Source organism: Bacteroides cellulosilyticus DSM 14838, assembly GCF_000158035.1.
GTDB lineage: Bacteria > Bacteroidota > Bacteroidia > Bacteroidales > Bacteroidaceae > Bacteroides > Bacteroides cellulosilyticus.
On sequence record NZ_EQ973492.1, the window covers coordinates 484,300 to 499,677 of the forward strand.

Annotated in this window: 12 protein-coding genes; 6 read left to right on the forward strand and 6 right to left on the reverse strand. The window is 42.4% G+C overall.

Going from position 1 to position 15,378, the window contains the following annotated elements:
• The 3 genes from BACCELL_RS20075 to BACCELL_RS20085 form a co-directional block, all read right to left on the reverse strand.
• Positions 1–2,748 (reverse strand): UvrD-helicase domain-containing protein (locus BACCELL_RS20075; RefSeq protein WP_007213872.1); only part of this gene is annotated, 2,748 nt, incomplete at its 3' end.
• 257 nt (positions 2,749–3,005) lie between these two features.
• Positions 3,006–5,213 (reverse strand): alpha-galactosidase, encoded by a 2,208-nt coding sequence (locus tag BACCELL_RS20080; RefSeq protein WP_044154252.1) that lies wholly within the window; start codon positions 5,211–5,213, stop codon positions 3,006–3,008.
• A gap of 83 nt (positions 5,214–5,296) precedes the next feature.
• Positions 5,297–5,830 carry a 5' nucleotidase, NT5C type gene (locus BACCELL_RS20085; RefSeq protein WP_007213874.1) on the reverse strand — a complete coding sequence of 178 codons (534 nt, stop codon included), beginning with the start codon at positions 5,828–5,830 and terminating at the stop codon, positions 5,297–5,299.
• Between the two features lie 228 nt (positions 5,831–6,058).
• Here BACCELL_RS20085 and BACCELL_RS20090 point away from each other — a divergent pair, with 228 nt between their 5' ends.
• Complete coding sequence (locus BACCELL_RS20090) at positions 6,059–6,808, forward strand: DeoR/GlpR family DNA-binding transcription regulator (protein WP_007213876.1); 750 nt, start codon at positions 6,059–6,061, stop codon at positions 6,806–6,808.
• 25 nt (positions 6,809–6,833) lie between these two features.
• Here BACCELL_RS20090 and BACCELL_RS20095 read toward each other — a convergent pair whose 3' ends face one another.
• Together BACCELL_RS20095 and uvrB are read right to left on the reverse strand one after the other, a co-directional pair.
• The gene (locus BACCELL_RS20095) at positions 6,834–8,348 is read right to left on the reverse strand and encodes a rhamnogalacturonan acetylesterase (protein WP_007213877.1); all 1,515 of its coding nucleotides are present in this window, start codon (positions 8,346–8,348) and stop codon (positions 6,834–6,836) included.
• Between the two features lie 348 nt (positions 8,349–8,696).
• Positions 8,697–10,748 carry an excinuclease ABC subunit UvrB gene (gene uvrB / locus BACCELL_RS20100; protein WP_007213878.1) on the reverse strand — a complete coding sequence of 684 codons (2,052 nt, stop codon included), beginning with the start codon at positions 10,746–10,748 and terminating at the stop codon, positions 8,697–8,699.
• 115 nt (positions 10,749–10,863) lie between these two features.
• Between uvrB and BACCELL_RS20105 the strand changes: the two genes are divergently transcribed.
• The 5 genes from BACCELL_RS20105 to BACCELL_RS20125 all read left to right on the forward strand — a co-directional run bounded on the left by BACCELL_RS20105 (position 10,864) and on the right by BACCELL_RS20125 (position 14,558).
• Positions 10,864–12,162, forward strand: a complete 1,299-nt coding sequence (locus BACCELL_RS20105) for a phenylacetate--CoA ligase family protein (RefSeq protein ID WP_007213879.1) — start codon at positions 10,864–10,866, stop codon at positions 12,160–12,162.
• 100 nt (positions 12,163–12,262) lie between these two features.
• The gene (locus BACCELL_RS20110; RefSeq protein ID WP_007213880.1) at positions 12,263–12,688 is read left to right on the forward strand and encodes an amino acid-binding protein; all 426 of its coding nucleotides are present in this window, start codon (positions 12,263–12,265) and stop codon (positions 12,686–12,688) included.
• 151 nt (positions 12,689–12,839) lie between these two features.
• Positions 12,840–13,655, forward strand: a complete 816-nt coding sequence (locus tag BACCELL_RS20115) for an outer membrane protein assembly factor BamD (protein ID WP_007213881.1) — start codon at positions 12,840–12,842, stop codon at positions 13,653–13,655.
• 22 nt (positions 13,656–13,677) lie between these two features.
• Entirely contained in the window at positions 13,678–14,013 is a 336-nt protein-coding gene (locus tag BACCELL_RS20120) for a DNA-directed RNA polymerase subunit omega (protein WP_007213882.1), read from the forward strand.
• A gap of 77 nt (positions 14,014–14,090) precedes the next feature.
• Positions 14,091–14,558 (forward strand): DUF4293 domain-containing protein, encoded by a 468-nt coding sequence (locus BACCELL_RS20125; protein ID WP_007213883.1) that lies wholly within the window; start codon positions 14,091–14,093, stop codon positions 14,556–14,558.
• A 126-nt stretch (positions 14,559–14,684) separates the two neighbouring features.
• Here BACCELL_RS20125 and BACCELL_RS20130 read toward each other — a convergent pair whose 3' ends face one another.
• Positions 14,685–15,368, reverse strand: a complete 684-nt coding sequence (locus BACCELL_RS20130) for a porin family protein (protein WP_007213884.1) — start codon at positions 15,366–15,368, stop codon at positions 14,685–14,687.
• Between the last annotated feature and the right edge of the window lie 10 nt (positions 15,369–15,378).

Sequence of the window (15,378 nt, forward strand, 5' to 3'; positions counted from 1 at the left end):
TTCGATTTCATGCCTCATGCTCTCCATGTGTACCGGGAGCTTGTCAGGCTTTTGAGCAAGGCGGTTGACTGAGGTTTGGGCGGTCGTCGTCGGCTTGCTATCTTCCGATGGGCAGAGTATTCCGCTTTCGTAAGGTTCTTCCTCGTCCCAGTTTTCATTACCTTCCTGGGAGGCTACGTGTGGCAGTGCATTGGCAAGCAGTTCGGACATTGTTCCTTTCTGGCCTTTTTTACTCCAAAGGATGAGATTTTTTCCGGCACGGGTAAATGCTACATAAAGCAGATTCAGGTTATCCACCCAAAGTTGCAGACGCTCGTTAAGATACTCTTGCCTGTATACTGATTCTGCCATGGTAGAGGAATAATTGACCGGAACAATGTCGAGTGCGCTGAAAGGTGATTCGGAAGGTGAACACCATATTAATTGATTATTGGTCTCATTCTCCAACTTCCAGTCGCAGAAGGGGATTAAGACGGTATGGAATTCCAATCCTTTTGATTTGTGAATGGAAAGGATACGAATACCATCCATTTCTCCGCTGGGGATTGTTTTGTTGCATAAGGTTTCGTCCCAATAGCGGATAAATACATCCAGATCCGATGAGTTGTTTTGCAGGTACTCCGTTACGGCATCGAAAAAAGAAAAGAGATACGCATCCTGTTCTTTGATCCGGTTCATCTCAAACAGACTGAACAGTTCTTCCAATAATTCGTATAGCGGCATTAGACGAAGAGGCTCTATGCGGTTGACAAATGCCTCGGGCAATACATCCTCCGGTCGGGAAGTTAGTATATCATCCCACTTCGTTTCAGGCGCATTTGCTCCTTCCTTCTCCATTCGCCCTTCTTTGTTTTCGTTTGTAATTTGTAATTTGTAATTTATAATTAATGAGGCTCTTGTTACTTTATCATCAGGATTGGAAAGGTAACGTAAAGCATCCATCAACATGCACAATGCTTGTGAAGCATTCAGTCGGAAAGCTTCGTCTGAAACAATAGGCAGATGCATTGTTTTGTCGAAATAATCGGCAATGGGAGGAATGTTTTTATTCTTGCGAACGAGGATGGTGATATCGTTTAGTTTTACACCGGCAGCCAGTAGTCTCTGTACTTCTTCGCCTAAAGAGATGATGGTCAGTTCCGTATAATCGTGTTCTTCGTCCGGTTCCAGGAAAGTAGCCTTGATGTATCCTTTGGCTTCGGTTCGTGGAGATTCCTGTTCCACGTCGGCATAAGCTTGCTGCAACGGGCGGCAGTCTTCCTGTAATTCTTTCAGATGGAGCATATTCAGGTACTCCACTGCGGCCGTAAACAAACTGTTGTTAAAACGGATGATATTTGTTTCGCTTCGACGGTTTGTTTTTAAAGTTTCTACACGTACAGGGTAGGGAATAGGCGTTTCTTTGGTACCCAGCGCATTCAATATTCCCCAGTCTCCATTTCGCCAACGGTAAATGGATTGTTTCACGTCACCTACAATCAAGCTGTCGGCTCCTTGTGAAAGACCTTCAAGCAATAAGATTTTGAAGTTATCCCATTGCATACGGCTGGTGTCCTGGAATTCATCGATCATTACGTTCCGGATATTGGCACCGATTTTCTCGAATACGAATGAAGAGTCTCCATCTCGTACCAGGTTATGGAGCAAGGCATTGGTGTCTGACAACAGGAAACGGTTGTGTTCGCGGTTCAGCTCTCGTACTTCTTCGTCAATGTGGGCAAGCAATTGCAATTTGTTCAGGTGTTGCAGTGATAACCGGCAACTGTTTACGGTCTTGTTGTTGCGGGGTCTGAATGTTTCTGCATCCTGCAATAAAGGGAGCAGACTTGTTTCTGCCAGATGGATGATATCGTTCTTTCGGGGCGAAGTCTTGGTGGCCCAATTCTTTGCGTCATCCAAGCTATTCTTCAGAGTGGTGTTCAGCACATCTTTGTCTGATAGCCGTCCGTCACGCAATTTACGGAAATAACTGCCTATGCCTCGCGTTCCGCCTTTCAGGTCTTCGGCGGTGAGTGCATGTGATTCCAATTCTCCGATGAACTGGTCGTAGAAGCTTTTCATTTGTTCCAGAGCCTCGGTCTCCATTTCCCGCAACACATTACGGTACAGTTTGATTATATCCGGTTCTTTCAGTTGTTGCCGGAGTCCTTCACCGCGTTCTATGTAACCTTCGTCGAAGATGTTCCAGCCGAATCGCTTGATCTCATCGGATACATTCCAACGTTTGTCATCGGCAATGCGTTCGTTGATATAATCCAGCAACCAAGCCAGAACAGGGGAGGAAGGTGTCAGTTTTTCAATGAGGCTGTCCACGGCATCGCTCAATACGTCGGCATTGTTCAGTTCTATATTCAGGTTCGGACTCAGTTCCAGTTCCCGTGCCAGATTGCGCATTACGGACTGGAAGAAGGAGTCGATGGTTTCTACACGAAAACGGCTGTAATCATGCAGCATGTATTGCAATGCTGTTCCTGCTGCCCGACGGATGTCAGAGTCAGATAAGTTTTTCTGTCGTAAATCTTCCCGGATACGGTTCAGGTAGGGCTCTGATGCCGGATCACTTAACCAGATACCGTAAAGTTGTTGCAGAATACGTTCTTTCATTTCTGCCGTAGCTTTATTGGTAAAAGTTACGGCCAGTATTTGCCGATAGGCCCTTGGATTCAGTATCAGGTGCTTGATATACTCTACAGCAAGGGTGAATGTCTTTCCTGAGCCGGCTGAGGCTTTATATACTAATAATTCCATGTAGATTTGCTGAATTGAACTTTTGTACAAACATACGCAAAAATGTGAAATTATTGGGATTGGTGGGGGAATTAATTTGTTTCTATAAGGTTATGAGTTAAATAATAAATAATCTTTTAGACGCGGATGACACGGATGACGCGGATTTTTTTATACTTCTTATAGCGCAGCCTTTTAAATCCGCGTTATCTGCGTCATCCGCGTCTAAAAAATAATATACCGAATGGCACTATTCGCTAAACCCTAATCACTTTTTGCTATTTCACCTCTTCCAGCCAAAGCACCCTGCTTGAATAATCATTCTGCTTATGGTAATCTACCTTATGATTATAAGGTATCTCCAACCCATTCGCCATCAGATAAGCACCACTAAATGTCTTTCCCTCAAAACTCAGCGGATCATTATCTATCCGGTTCAGTTCATGCACTTTGTAAAGTTTATCGGGAGAGAGTCCTGCCATTTTCACTCGTGGCAGATGCTGGTTGACAAAGTGTTCTGTCTTCCACCAATAGAACACCGACTTATCTTTTTCGGGCGTTACATACATCATAGAAGCTACTCCCAATTTATCATACGGAGACATTAAACGATAGATATCACCTAGTTGCACTACCGGACGGATCGTTTTATATTCAGCGATGGCATTCTTGCAAAGTGTCTTCTCTTCTTCTGTCATATTCTTTGGTTGTATTTCCATACCCAGGCGACCACTCATCGCTACGTCAATGCGATATTTTAAAGGAATGGTGCGGAAAGTCTGGTGGTTGGGAGCGGCACTGATATGCGATGCCATGGCAATGGCAGGGAAGAAATATGAAGTTCCCCATTGCATATAGATACGTTGCAGAGCATCCGTATTATCACTTACCCAAAACTCATCGAAGTAGGGCAGGATGCCATAGTTGACACGACCGCCGCCGCTGGCGCAAGCCTGTATGGTGAGGTCCGGATATTTAGCGCGTATTCGCTGACATATTTTCTCAAAGCCACGGTGGAATTCAATATACATGTGGCTTTGATTGTCTTTCGTCAGATAATTGGAACCATGATTTAAGATGGACATATTGGCATCCCATTTGATGTAGTCGATTTCCGGGTAGTTACTCATAAGATCATCTACAATCTTGAAGATAAATTCCTGTACCTGCGGATTGGCAAGATCCAGCACTACTTGTGTACCACCACGTCCCTGCACCACGTCACGTTCGGGAGCCTTAATCACCCAGTCCGGATGTTTCTCATAAAATTCACTGGTTGTATTGGCCATTTCCGGCTCTATCCAGATGCCGAACTTGACACCGTTCTTTTGTGCATCTTTCAGCAGACCTTCAATGCCATTGGGTAACTTATTCTTATCCACTACCCAATCTCCAAGAGAAGAACTGTCATTTTTACGCGGATATTTGTCGCCAAACCAACCATCATCCATCACGAACAATTCACCACCCATGGAAGCGATATCACTCATCATCTGATCCATACCCGCCTGGTTAACGTCGAAGTAGACACCTTCCCAGCTATTCAGTAAAATCTTGCGGGGAACAGTGCCATGAGCAAGCTTGTGCAGGCGTGCCCAGCGATGGAAGTTCCGGCTACTTCCGCTTAATCCCTCATTACTGTAAGTTAAAGCAAGTTCGGGAGTACGGAAAATCTCATCTTTCTTTAATGAGTAAGCTGAATTTTCCTCATTGATTCCGGCAAAGAACCGGTGATATTCATCGTCGTGCGTATCAATGCGCAGTTTGTAGTTACCACTGTAACAGAGGGCGGCGCCAATGACACAACCCGCATTTTCCTGTGGCTTTCCATCCAGTGAGAACATGACTTCGGCATGTGAGGTGTGCGAGTTTCGTACCCCGTCCTTATTCTTTATTACCTTCATGCCGGGTTCCAATGCCTCTTGGCACAAACGTCCTTCGTTCGCCCATGATCCGTAAAGATGAGATAGCCAGACATTGCCCCGGCGAATAGGTAAGAAAGCAGAGGCAAACTGATTGAGTATAACCGGTTTCTTTTCCTGATGTCGGATTTCTGTCCATATCTCGATGACATCTGCATCTTGATAGGCTTTATAATACACGTTTACATAGAAAGGATATACCTTGTCTTTCAGTTCGATGGCAGTGATTTCCGCATTTTCTTCTTTGCTCGTTTTTACTTGTACGATTTCCATCTGCAAAGTCATGTTGCCGTCGGCATGTTTTACGGCTAAAGCGGATTCTCCGGGACAGTTAAGTCCATACACAGGATAAGCGGGCATGTCCGGAGTTCCTGTAAGATTTATATTCTGCAAATCTACCTCCGAGAGTTTATCTCCATAATATACATGTTTTAGCTCACCACCGACAGGTGCCGAGAGTACCAGGGAGGTTTCAGGAGTAGATACGCATACATTTTGTGAAAACAGACTGCCGGTCAGCAGTAACGTTCCAAACAATACATTCATTCGTTTTCTGATGCTCATGTTTTTCTTCTTTTTAGATTTCTGAATATTGATAAGTGCGGCAAAGATAGGCAATTCCGATAAGATGAATTGATAGTGTTTTATCATATACTGATAGTCTGCCTATAACAGCCTGATAATATCTTGCCAGCCCGATACTCTGTGATAGTTACGGTCCGGCACACAATATTATGTGGTTGTGCAAATAAATACCGTTCTCCATCGAATGTAGAAAGATTCTTGGGATGATCATCGATCATGATGTTTCCTCTGATGCTATCCTTACGGCCGCAAAATATCATTTGTTCCCACGTGATGAATGGAAAATGCTCGCTCAGCCATTCTTCCTTTTCATTCAGACTTTGTGGAAACTCGGTGGCCGAAGATACAATCAACACGTTGTATTTCTCATTCAGATATTTCAATCCCTCTATGCTTCCGGGAATAAGAGGAGCTGTTCTGAAGAAGCCTTTACTTCTCACATGTTTCTCGAAAGAAGGAAAAGCTTCCTGTTCGGTTTTTCCATACATGTTTTCAATGTTCAGTTTGATCCCTGAATCCCTGTATTCGAAAATGATCAACTGGGCATATACATCTGCCAATACTCCATCCATGTCTACCAAGATCTGTTGTCTCATACTTTTAAGTTTTATTAATAATTAAACATTCGTTTTTCTTATAAAAAGCGAGCTATTACTTATTTTACTACTATGCGGGGTTTTCTTGTACTTGCGGTTTTTATATATTATCTATTTTATAAATTGCAAAACTCCGCATAATTTCAAATAATCGTTCAGTATTTATTGTTTTCATGCTTAAATATAAGTATATTTGCGGTAATATGCAATGTTTAAACACATGGAGATATGCTTAAAGAAGAAAGACATCAGTACATTTTAAACCGTATTAATCAGAATTATCGGATTTACATTACCGCATTAAGTTCAGAACTGGGAGTGTCAGATGATACTTTACGGCGAGATCTGGCAGAATTGGATGAGCTTGGTTTATTGACTAAAGTACATGGAGGTGCCATTGCCCGGTCAGGTATTCCGGTAGAATTTACCGATAGGCTGAATACGGGGATAGCAGGAAAGCAGCAGATGGCAACCAAGGTGATTCCATTGTTCAGTCCCGGAGATATTGTGTTGATGGATGGTGGTACATCCAATCTGGAAGTAGCCCGACAGATTCCTGTAGATGCGGAATTAAGCATTTATACCAATAGTTTTCCTATTGTAAATGTCTTGATGCATCATCCTAATCTGGAATTGATTTTCCTTGGCGGAAAAGTATTTCCTTCTTCTCAAGTGACAGTCGGAGTTTCTGTTTTCCAAGCATTACAGACTATACGGCCGGATTGGTTGGTGCTGGGTATCAGTAATGTACATCCCCATCAAGGACTTACCGGACCGGATAGGGAAGAGGCTATGATGAAACGCCTCATGATGGAACGTGCGCAAAAAAGGATTATACTGGCAGACAGCCATAAGTTGAATACGGCTGAAGCTTATAGCGTTGCTTCTTTAGGAGACATTGATTATCTGGTGACGGAAGATAGTAAAGTTGATTACATCAGGCAGAACTGGCCGAAATCTTCCTATCAGGTACTTTGAGTATCTGATCTTATCCAATGAAGCCTTATTCTATTTCCATTCCCTCAAACCGGCAATCTTTTATTCTAAAATATAATTCTTTACTTTGCCGTGTGCTCCATGGGAAAAGTCGGATATGGAGGCGTTCATGAGGCTTTAACGTTACATTGACAGGGAATATCTGTTTACCGGGAGCTTTTGGGGCATGTGGCTGTTCTGCCAGATCGGTACGTGGATAAAAGTCTTTTCCGTGTGCATAGGCGAGGCGATAAGAAATTTCCCCTTCCAGAGTGAAAGAAATCCGGCGGATTATAAGTGACTTTTCATTGCTTTGTATGATGACTTCTGCATAACGTTTGCCGTCCTCATCAATATCGGCAGGCCATTTACCGGTTTCTATCGTGATACCTTTTTCTGTTTGTATCAGGCTCTTTACGGCAATGTCGGGACATTCCCGGATTACAGGACTTTGGTGACTGATCTTTTTGCTGATAGCCGTCACTGGAAGAAACCGCTTATTGCTTCCATATGTAATAGGTATAACAGTAGAAACTTTTTCCGTATGTTTAGGAGAGAAGTGAAGATAAAAACATTGATTCCATAATCTGCCATTTGAATAGGGTAATTCGATAACCGTTTTAGGTGAAGATTGGGGAGCATCGGAAAGTGTCATGCCTTGTGGAGCTTCCAAACGTAAAATACCACTGGAGGGAGTTAGTTTTAACCCGGTGAGATCAAAACACAAAGTTGCTTTATCTCCTATATAGATAGTTTGAAAATCAAGTGAGGTGGGATTTAGAATAAGTGGTGCATCTTCCTGGATATAATCGGAAAGTATGCCTTGTTGTTTCAATTCCTGAGCGACGAGTGCGGCATAACATGCAGCACCTGTAGCCTGTGTATGCGTGCCGTCTGTTGGTACGTATATGCATTTTATGGTAGTTTCTTCTCCCAGTTGCTCTGCAAAATTCTTGGTCAGTGTGGTCATGTCTACCAAGGGGACTTGTTTCTCACACGCCACGTGTTTCATAACTCGTACATAGTTTAAGGTTGAGTCATCAGGGGCAATGCCAATGTCATGACAGCCTTTAGGACTGATCGTTCCCGCTTTGGTGAAATAACGTCTCACGATTGGAGTGATGAAAACCGGATTAGCACCCAGTGCTTCAGTTTCGTCTACATACTGTTCAAGAAAAGTCTTGTAAGTAGTCCATGGAGCCGTTCCCCGTCCGTCTGCTCCATCTTTTCCCTGTTCTTTTTCGTCATTATGTGCAAACTGGATGAATACGTAATCTCCTGGATTCAGATTACTTTTTACTTTATCCCACAGTCCTTCTTCTGTGAATGAACGTGAGCTTCTTCCTCCACGGGCATAATTGATGATCCGTACATCCGAAGTAAAGAATTCCTGCAGCATTTCTCCCCATCCGCGTGTACGGGTGGTATTTTCTACATAGTCGGCCATTGTGGAATCTCCGATGGTATGTACTGTTAGTTTCTGGGCATGGATGTGTGCTGTACTGATAAGAGTTGTAGCAAGTAGTAGTATTATCTTTTTCATGGCATTTTTAGAGTTTCATATGAATGCCTGCAAAAATAAATATATGTTTTGTTGGGAGCAACAGGGGGAACAAATAATGCACTAAATGTGGCAAATACTCCACTAATTTAATGCCGTTTTCTCTTCTTTTACTGATGTATGGGCATAAAAAAAGGAGTACCGCTGTACTCCAACCTTTGTTAACCTTAAATCTAATACTATGAAAAACACAGTGCAAAGATACGTACTTTCAGGATAACTACAAATTATCCAAGAAAAAAAGTATGTTTAATAACACTTATTAGTGAAAATCCCCGCTTTCTCTATTTATTTTAAGAAAAGGCGGAGACTATTTTAAGAAAAGTGGTATTAGACTTTTTCTTTCAGCATATCTTCCATTTTCAGTAATTCGTCACGATATTGTGCCGCTTCAATGAAGTCAAGTTTCTTGGCAGCTTCCTGCATAAGCTTTCTGGTACGTTCGATGCTCTTTTCCAATTGCGGGCGAGACATGTATTGTACAATTGGGTCGGCGGCAATATGAGCAGAGCTTTCTTGTTCGATGTAGGGGCGGGGAGTGATCGTCGCTCCTTTTTCGATATAACTGTCTTCTGTTGGAGCATTTGATGCAAATACATTCAGATTCTTCCCTTTCTTGATTTGTTGAGGCGTAATGCCATGTTCTTCATTATATTTCAGCTGCTTTTCGCGGCGACGGTTCGTTTCATCAATTGTCAGTCGCATACTATCGGTGATACGGTCGGCATACATGATGACCATTCCGTTTACATTTCGGGCGGCACGTCCGGCAGTCTGAGTCAGCGAGCGGTGAGAACGTAGGAAACCTTCCTTATCTGCATCAAGAATGGCTACAAGTGACACTTCCGGTAAATCCAGCCCTTCACGCAGCAGGTTGACACCAATAAGGACATCATAGATGCCTTCACGCAAATCACTCATAATCTTTACGCGCTCCAAGGTATCTACATCGCTGTGGATGTAATTACACTTCACATCGTTATTCAGTAAGAATTCTGTTAACTCTTCCGCCATTCTCTTAGTAAGCGTTGTTACCAGCGTGCGTTCGTTCTTCTCGATCCGTATCTGGATTTCCTCCATGAGATCATCTATCTGATTATGGCTGGGACGTACTTCGATTATAGGATCTAACAATCCGGTAGGACGAATCACTTGTTCCACAACTATACCTTCCGACTGGATAAGTTCATAGTCGGCAGGTGTTGCACTCACATAAATCACTTGTTTTGCCATTTCCGCAAATTCTTCGAACTTCAACGGACGATTGTCCATGGCAGCCGGAAGACGGAAACCATATTCCACAAGGTTTATTTTACGTGCGCGGTCACCCCCATACATGGCTCGAATCTGCGGTACACTTACATGGCTTTCATCAATGACAATCAGAAAGTCTTCCGGGAAGAAATCCAATAAACAGTAAGGACGACTGCCGGCCTTACGCCCATCGAAATAGCGCGAATAGTTTTCTATGCCTGAACAGTGCCCTAATTCGCGTATCATTTCCATATCATAGGTAACCCGCTCCTGAAGACGTTTCGCTTCAAAGGGACGTCCCTCATTTTCAAACCATTGCACTTGCTTGTGCAAGTCGTCTTCAATCTCGTGAATAGCTCGCAGAGTGGCTTCCTTAGTGGTCATGAACAGATTAGCGGGATATATCTTATATGCATCAAAGCGGGCGATGGTAACACCGCTTATCGGATCGACTTCTTCGATGCTGTCTACGTCATCTCCCCAGAAAATGATACGCAGCAGATTATCGGCATACGCCAGATAAATGTCTACCGTATCTCCTTTCACACGGAAGTTACCACGATTCAGGTCAATGTCATTGCGTACATAAAGACTGTCCACCAAACGACGTAGAAAAACGTTCCGGCTGAATGCTTTTCCTTGCTGTACTTCTATCACATTGTTATAGAAGTCGGACGGATTTCCCATACCATAGATGCAGGATACAGAAGACACGACCACTACGTCTTTCCGGCCCGAGAGTAGGGAAGAAGTAGCGGCAAGACGCAGTTTGTCTATTTCATCATTGATGGCAAGGTCCTTTTCTATATATGTATCAGAAGACGGAAGATAAGCTTCCGGCTGATAATAATCATAATAAGAAACGTAGTATTCTACGGCATTATTGGGGAAGAAAGACTTAAATTCACTGTAAAGTTGTGCGGCCAACGTTTTATTATGGCTTAATATTAACGTTGGTTTATTGATATTAGCAATAACATTAGCTATGGTGAACGTCTTTCCCGAACCGGTGACACCAAGTAACGTTTGTGCCGGAACTCCCTGAAGTACGCCCTCAGTGAGCTCTGCAATAGCTTCCGGCTGATCACCGGTGGGCTTATAGGCGGATGTTAATTCAAATTTATTCATTTTCTCTCCTTATGGTCGGCAATATTCGGGAAAATACTTGAGATAAACAAAATTTTTTTATTCCTTTGCAGGAAATAAGAATTAATAATAACCATCAATGTAATACAACAAAGACATGATTTGGAATGAAAGCATCGAATGTATGGATCGTGAAAGTCTCCGTAAAATCCAAAGCATTCGCCTCAAAAAGATCGTGGAGCATGTTTATCATAACACTCCTTTCTACCGTAAGAAAATGCAGGAACTGGGGATCACTCCGGACGATATTAATAGTATAGATGATATCGTAAAACTTCCTTTTACTACCAAATATGACTTGCGCGATAATTATCCTTTCGGACTTTGTGCCGTGCCTATGAGCCAGATCGTACGTATTCATGCCTCGTCCGGTACTACAGGTAAGCCCACCGTAGTAGGATACACCCGCAAGGACCTTTCGTCTTGGGCAGAATGTCTTTCGCGTGCTTTTACAGCTTATGGTGCGGATAGTTCCGACTTTTTTCATGTAGCCTACGGGTATGGCTTGTTTACAGGCGGGCTGGGTGCTCATGCAGGCGCTGAAAATATAGGTGCTTCCGTAATTCCGATGTCAAGCGGAAACACGGAAAAGCAAATTACTTTAATGCATGATTTTGGTTCTACGGTACTTTGTTGTACACCTTCTTATGCTCTCTATCTGGCTGATGCCATTAAAGATTCCGGTTTGCCCCGCGAAGAATTCAAACTGAAAATAGGGGCTTTCGGTGCAGAACCCTGGACAGAGAATATGCGTAATGAGATTGAAGAAAAACTGGGCATTAAAGCCTATGACATCTATGGATTGAGTGAGATTGCTGGTCCCGGTGTAGGTTATGAGTGTGAATGTCAGCATGGTACTCATCTTAACGAAGACCATTACTTCCCTGAAATTATCAATCCGAATACCTTGGAACCGGCTGCTCCCGGTGAGACAGGCGAACTTGTATTCACCCATCTGACCAAAGAAGGTATGCCTCTGTTGCGTTACCGTACCAAGGATCTTACTGCCTTGCATTATGACAAATGTACTTGTGGACGTACGCTGGTTCGTATGGATCGTATTCTTGGCCGTAGTGACGATATGCTCATTATCCGTGGTGTCAATGTATTCCCGACTCAGATAGAGTCTGTCATCCTTGAAATGGAGGAATTTGAACCGCATTATCTTTTGATCGTGGATCGTAAGAATAATACCGATACCATGGAATTACAGGTTGAAGTGCGTCCGGAATACTACTCTGATGAAATCAATAAAATGCTGGCATTAAAGAAAAAATTGGCCGGTCGTCTTCAAAGTGTCTTGGGACTGGGTGTGGATGTTCGTTTGGTAGAACCTCGCAGCATCGAACGTAGTGTGGGTAAAGCTAAACGTGTGATTGATAATCGGAAACTTTAATAATTACGAATTACCGATTACTAATTACAGCGATTTTGTAATTCATAATTGGTAATTCGCGATTTGTAATTCATAATTAGTAATTTGTAATTCATTTATTATGGTAGCAAAACAACTTTCTATTTTCCTTGAGAATAAGTCCGGTCGTCTGACAGAAGTGACTGAAGTGCTTGCGAAAGAAGGTGTCAATCTTTCCGCTCTCTGTATTGCCGAGAATGCTGATTTTGGTATTCTTCGTGGCATTGTGTCTGAACCGGATAAGGCATATAAAGCTTTAAAAGATAATCATTTTGCTGTGAATGTGACGGATGTGGTGGGCATTAATTGTCCTAATATTCCGGGCTCGTTGTCAAAAGTCCTGCGTTTTTTGTCCGATGAGGGTGTTTTCATTGAATATATGTATTCATTTGCCAATGGTGAAACGGCGAATGTCATTATTCGTCCCAACGATATGGAAAACTGTATTCGTGTACTGACTGAAAAGAAAGTAGATTTGCTTGCGGCGAGCGATTTGTATAAATTATAATGACTGTTTTTTCAGACTGTTCATTATCCCGGTTCGTCGTGAATTGATTGGCGTTTGTCGGTCATTTCCTGGTTTTTGAAAAATTAAGGTTCGTATCATTGGTTTATTCGGTGCGAACCTTTATCTTTGCACATTATTTGAAAAGCTAAGAATGAAGAAGAATATCTTAATAACTTTGCTTGCGGCAGTGTTGCTCTCCTCGTGTGGAGAATACAATAAGCTGTTAAAGAGCACCGACTATGAGTATAAGTATGAGGCGGCAAAGAACTACTTCGCAAAAGGACAGTATAATCGTGCTGCAACATTGCTTAATGAGTTAATTGCTATCCTTAAGGGTACGGACAAGGCAGAGGAATCCCTCTATATGCTGGGTATGAGCTATTATAATCAGAAAGACTATCAGACAGCCGCCCAAACATTCGTTCAATATTTTAATGTATATCCTCGCGGTACGTTTACCGAACTGGCACGTTTCCATGCAGGAAAAGCATTGTATCTGGATACCCCTGAACCCCGTCTTGACCAGTCTGGTACTTATGCCGCTATTCAGCAATTACAAATGTTTATGGAGTACTTCCCGCAAAGTTCAAAGAAGGAAGAAGCTCAGGATATGATATTTAAGTTGCAGGATAAATTGGTGATGAAAGAATATCTTTCAGCCAAATTGTACTATAACTTGGGTAATTACCTAGGAAACAATTATCAGTCTTGTGTAATTACTGCGCAAAACGCTTTGAAGGACTATCCTTATACAAACCTTCGCGAAGACCTGTCTATTCTTATTTTGCGTGCCAAATATGAAATGGCCATATATAGTGTGGAAGATAAGAGGGCAGAGCGTTATCGTGAAACGGTGGATGAATATTACGCTTTCAAGAACGAGTTTCCTGAAAGTAAATATATGAAGGAAGCCGATAGAATCTTTAAAGATTCAGAGAAGATATTGAATGAAGATAAACAGAGTTAGGATAATATTAATTTAGATATTTATGGATTACAAAAAAACTAATGCTCCCAGCAGCACGGTTACCCGTGATATGATGGAGTTGTGTGCAGATACCGGTAACGTGTACGAAACCGTATCTATTATAGGTAAGCGTGCAAATCAGATCAGTGTGGAAATCAAAAGTGATCTTTCCAAGAAGCTGTCAGAATTTGCTTCCTATAATGACAACCTGGAAGAGGTATTCGAAAATCGGGAGCAGATTGAAATTTCACGCTATTATGAGAAATTGCCGAAGCCGACATTGATCGCAACGCAAGAGTACGTTGAAGGTAAGATCTACTATCGTAACCCGGCTAAAGAAAAAGAAAAATTACAGTAAATGAAATTACTGCAAAGGTGTGCCCGAGTAAAGTTAACTTAGGCACACCTTTGTTGCTTTAACAAAGAAAAAGAACTATGATACAACGAATTCAATCTGTCTATTTATTAATTGTGACAGGCTTGCTGATAGCAGCTATGTGTTTGCCGGTAGGGCAATTTATAGCTTCGGATGGAGTTACTGCATTTGTTTTTAAGCCATTGGGTGTAACGCTGGCAAGTGATGCCTTTCAATCTACGTGGGGATTATTTGGAATTTTGTTTTTGAGTACTGTTGTGGCATTCTGTACTATTTTCCTGTTTCGTAACCGGATGTTGCAAGTTCGTATGACGGTATTCAACAGTATTTTATTGATTGGATATTATGCGGCATTTTTCGTATTTATGTTTATGTTGAAAGATGATTTGGAGGCAATGTCTTTCCAATTAGGTTGGGCACTGTGTCTCCCCGCAGTTTCTATTGTTTTGAATTATTTGTCTTTCCGGGCTATTTATCGTGATGAAGTAATGGTGAAAGCAGCGGATAGTTTCAGATTGAGAAAATAAGAGAAAGCAGATAAAAGAGAAACGTCCCGGGATTTCGTACAGAAGTCTCGGGACGCTTTCTTTTATCTTGTATTGGGGAATTTCTTTTTTCTGTATTGAGTAATTTATTCTTCTGTATTAGGGAATTTATTTTTTGAGATCAAACAGATAGGTTATTTTCGCTACTATAGTGCCGTGTGCTGAACGGGAGAAATAGTCTTTCTTGGTGCTTTTGTAGAAATCGGACAGAGCATAGTAGTATCTGCCCTCTACTAGGAAATTGCCGGCTTTGGTACGTAGTTCCAATCCGGCACCACCGGTAATACCATAATCGAATTTGTTTTCTACATTCTTATCGTGTTGCTCAGGAGTAGAGGTATAGTTGTTCCATGCGTCATTCTTCTTCCTGGTATCACTGATAAAAAAGCCTATCTGCGGACCTGCATGGACGAAAAACTGCACTCCACGGTCTCTGCCGAATGCCAGATGTGCCAGAAGCGGTATTTCTACATAATTCATCTTGCGTATATATTCCAGTTCGGGGTGATCTTCATCAAATTCACTCCAACCATGTTGAGAAAAGTTTAGTTCGACTTGTGCACCACAAATCATGCTGAAGTATTTCTCGGAGATATAGCGTGCTGTTAAGCCTCCGTTGATACCCATCAGGCTTTTTTGCCGGACCGTAGGAGAGAAGCTGACGCTATTGATATTGATACCACCGTTGAAGCCTACTGCAAAGTTCTGGCGTTGTTCGCCAATCTGTGCATGACTGGGCAAAGCCCATGCGGCAAGCAACAAGGCAGCCCCTATACTATTTTTTATCTTCATTGTCTTTGGA

What these genes read in the sequence shown, in the direction of transcription:
- BACCELL_RS20115 (WP_007213881.1), top strand. Translation starts at nt 12,840, where the DNA reads ATGAAGAAGAATATCTTAATAACTTTGCTTGCGGCAGTGTTGCTCTCC.
- BACCELL_RS20120 (WP_007213882.1), top strand. Translation starts at nt 13,678, where the DNA reads ATGGATTACAAAAAAACTAATGCTCCCAGCAGCACGGTTACCCGTGAT.
- BACCELL_RS20105 (WP_007213879.1), top strand. Translation starts at nt 10,864, where the DNA reads ATGATTTGGAATGAAAGCATCGAATGTATGGATCGTGAAAGTCTCCGT.
- BACCELL_RS20080 (WP_044154252.1), bottom strand. Translation starts at nt 5,213, where the DNA reads ATGAGCATCAGAAAACGAATGAATGTATTGTTTGGAACGTTACTGCTG.
- BACCELL_RS20085 (WP_007213874.1), bottom strand. Translation starts at nt 5,830, where the DNA reads ATGAGACAACAGATCTTGGTAGACATGGATGGAGTATTGGCAGATGTA.
- BACCELL_RS20125 (WP_007213883.1), top strand. Translation starts at nt 14,091, where the DNA reads ATGATACAACGAATTCAATCTGTCTATTTATTAATTGTGACAGGCTTG.
- BACCELL_RS20130 (WP_007213884.1), bottom strand. Translation starts at nt 15,368, where the DNA reads ATGAAGATAAAAAATAGTATAGGGGCTGCCTTGTTGCTTGCCGCATGG.
- BACCELL_RS20110 (WP_007213880.1), top strand. Translation starts at nt 12,263, where the DNA reads ATGGTAGCAAAACAACTTTCTATTTTCCTTGAGAATAAGTCCGGTCGT.
- uvrB (WP_007213878.1), bottom strand. Translation starts at nt 10,748, where the DNA reads ATGAATAAATTTGAATTAACATCCGCCTATAAGCCCACCGGTGATCAG.
- BACCELL_RS20095 (WP_007213877.1), bottom strand. Translation starts at nt 8,348, where the DNA reads ATGAAAAAGATAATACTACTACTTGCTACAACTCTTATCAGTACAGCA.
- BACCELL_RS20090 (WP_007213876.1), top strand. Translation starts at nt 6,059, where the DNA reads ATGCTTAAAGAAGAAAGACATCAGTACATTTTAAACCGTATTAATCAG.